2 rRNA genes are annotated in these 3348 nt (G+C 56.7%); both read left to right on the top strand.

The window, feature by feature from the left end:
• Positions 1–22: 22 nt before the first annotated feature.
• Positions 23–3128, top strand: a 23S ribosomal RNA gene (locus F6W97_RS39900).
• Positions 3129–3227: 99 nt separating this feature from the next.
• Positions 3228–3344: ribosomal RNA gene (gene rrf, locus F6W97_RS39895) — 5S ribosomal RNA — on the top strand.
• Positions 3345–3348: the final 4 nt, after the last annotated feature.

Genomic DNA, 3348 nt, shown 5'->3' with positions numbered 1-3348 from the left:
GAGCATCTTTGTTTCTCTGTGTAGGTAAGTTTTTAAGGGCAGACGGTGGATGCCTTGGCACCAGGAGCCGATGAAGGACGTGGGAGGCCGCGATAGGCCTGGGGGAGCTGTCAACCAAGCTGTGATCCCAGGGTGTCCGAATGGGGGAACCCAGCCCGAGTCATGTCGGGTTACCCGCATCTGAATACATAGGGTGTGTGGAGGGAACGCGGGGAAGTGAAACATCTCAGTACCCGTAGGAAGAGAAAACAACATGTGATTCCGTGAGTAGTGGCGAGCGAAAGCGGATGTAGCCTAAACCGTGTGCGTGTGATACCTGTCAGGGGTTGCGTATACGGGGTTGTGGGACCCTGCAGGCACAGCTGACACTGTGCGACACAGTTATAAAGTCTTGGGCTAGTCGAATCCTCTGGAATGAGGGACCGTAGAGGGTGAGAGTCCTGTAGACGAAAGTTCAAGGCCTGTGGTGGGTGTTCCCGAGTAGCGGCGGACTCCTGAAATCTGCCGTGAATCTGCCAGGACCACCTGGTAAGGCTGAATACTACCTGGTGACCGATAGCGGACTAGTACCGTGAGGGAATGGTGAAAAGTACCCCGGGAGGGGAGTGAAATAGTACCTGAAACCGTCTGCCTACAATCCGTCGGAGCTGAGGACTTGTTCCGAGGTGACGGCGTGCCTTTTGAAGAATGAGCCTGCGAGTTAGTGGCATGTGGCGAGGTTAACCCGTGTGGGGAAGCCGTAGCGAAAGCGAGTCTGAACAGGGCGTTCAGTCGCATGCTCTAGACCCGAAGCGGAGTGATCTAGCCATGGGCAGGTTGAAGCGACGGTAAGACGTCGTGGAGGACCGAACCCACCAATGTTGAAAAATTGGGGGATGACCTGTGGTTAGGGGTGAAAGGCCAATCAAACTCCGTGATAGCTGGTTCTCCCCGAAATGCATTTAGGTGCAGCGTCGCGTGTTTCTTGCCGGAGGTAGAGCTACTGGATGGCCTAGGGGGCCCACAAGCTTACCGAAGTCAGCTAAACTCCGAATGCCGGTAAGTGAGAGCGCGGCAGTGAGACTGCGGGGGATAAGCTTCGTAGTCGAGAGGGAAACAGCCCAGATCACCAGCTAAGGCCCCTAAGCGTGTGCTAAGTGGAAAAGGATGTGGGATCGCATAGACAACCAGGAGGTTGGCTTAGAAGCAGCCACCCTTGAAAGAGTGCGTAATAGCTCACTGGTCAAGTGGTTCCGCGCCGACAATGTAGCGGGGCTCAAGCACACCGCCGAAGCTGTGGCATTCACACAATAACCAGGCCCTTGTGGTCCAGGTGTGTGGATGGGTAGGGGAGCGTCGTGTGGCGGGTGAAGCGGCAGGGTGACCTAGCCGTGGACGCCACACGAGTGAGAATGCAGGCATGAGTAGCGAATGAAGGGTGAGAAACCCTTCCGCCGGATGACCAAGGGTTCCAGAGTCAAGCTAATCTGCTCTGGGTGAGTCGGGACCTAAGGCGAGGCCGAGAGGCGTAGTCGATGGACAACGGGTTGATATTCCCGTACCCGCAAAGCAGCGCCCGCGACGAACCCCGCTGTACTAACCTCCGTGAACACCAAAAGCCTTCGGGCCGGCGGTGGGATTGTTGGGATCTTGGTGGGTAGTAGTTGAGCGATGGGGTGACGCAGGAAGGTAGTCGAGCCCAGGCGGTGGTAGTCCTGGGGTAAGCGTGTAGGCCGTGGCGTAGGCAAATCCGCGCCGCATTAAGGCTGAGACGTGATGCCGAGCCGTATCAGGTGAAGTCGATGATCCTATGCTGCCGAGAAAAGCCTCTAGCGAGCTGTGCGCGGCCCGTACCCCAAACCGACACAGGTGGTCAGGTAGAGAATACCGAGGCGATCGGGCGAACTGTGGTTAAGGAACTCGGCAAATTGCCCCCGTAACTTAGGGAGAAGGGGGGCCTCGTCTGGTGATGGCCTTTACGGCTGGAGCTGGGTGGGGTCGCAGAGAGCAGGGGGAAGCGACTGTTTACTAAAAACACAGGTCCATGCGAAGTCGTAAGACGCTGTATATGGACTGACGCCTGCCCGGTGCTGGAACGTTAAGGGGACCTGTTAGCCGCAAGGCGAAGCGGAGAACTTAAGCGCCAGTAAACGGCGGTGGTAACTATAACCATCCTAAGGTAGCGAAATTCCTTGTCGGGTAAGTTCCGACCTGCACGAATGGCGTAACGACTTCCCCACTGTCTCAACCACAGGCCCGGCGAAATTGCACTACGAGTAAAGATGCTCGTTACGCGCGGCAGGACGGAAAGACCCCGGGACCTTCACTATAGCTTGACATTGGTATCCGGTTTAACTTGTGTAGGATAGGTGGGAGTCTGTGAAGCGGTGACGCCAGTCATCGTGGAGACAATCTTGAAATACCACTCTGGTTGATCTGGGTATCTAACTTCGGACCGTGATCCGGTTCAGGGACAGTGTCTGGTGGGTAGTTTAACTGGGGCGGTTGCCTCCTAAAGGGTAACGGAGGCGCCCAAAGGTTCCCTCAGCCTGGTTGGCAATCAGGTGTTGAGTGTAAGTGCACAAGGGAGCTTGACTGTGAGACTGACAGGTCGAGCAGGGACGAAAGTCGGGACTAGTGATCCGGCACTGGCATGTGGAAGCGGTGTCGCTCAACGGATAAAAGGTACCCCGGGGATAACAGGCTGATCTTCCCCAAGAGTCCATATCGACGGGATGGTTTGGCACCTCGATGTCGGCTCGTCGCATCCTGGGGCTGGAGGTGGTCCCAAGGGTTGGGCTGTTCGCCCATTAAAGCGGTACGCGAGCTGGGTTTAGAACGTCGTGAGACAGTTCGGTCCCTATCCGCCGTGCGCGTAGGATACTTGAGAAGGGCTGTCCCTAGTACGAGAGGACCGGGACGGACGAACCTCTGGTGTGCCAGTTGTACCGCCAGGTGCATGGCTGGTTGGCTACGTTCGGAAGGGATAACCGCTGAAAGCATCTAAGCGGGAAGCTCGCTTCAAGATGAGGTATCCCACCACGAGAGTGGGTAAGGCCCCCGGCTAGACCACCGGGTTGATAGGCCAGAGATGTAAGCACAGTAATGTGTTCAGTCGACTGGTACTAATAGGCCGAGGACTTACCTAAACAACACAAAGATCCTGCAGAGATGTCTCGCGTCCACCATGCACATCACGACACGCAACCCCCAGCCGAGGCTGGCGCGGGTTGACATGTTGATAGAGTTACGGCGGCCATGGCGGAGGGGAAACGCCCGGTAACATTCCGAACCCGGAAGCTAAGCCCTCCAGCGCCGATGGTACTGCAACGGGGACGTTGTGGGAGAGTAGGACGCCGCCGGACAAAC

The sequence above is a fragment of the Catellatospora vulcania genome (genome assembly GCF_009720385.1).
Classification (GTDB): domain Bacteria; phylum Actinomycetota; class Actinomycetes; order Mycobacteriales; family Micromonosporaceae; genus Catellatospora; species Catellatospora vulcania.
Note: the sequence above shows the minus strand (reverse complement) of the source record. Positions and strands in the feature narration are given on the sequence as shown.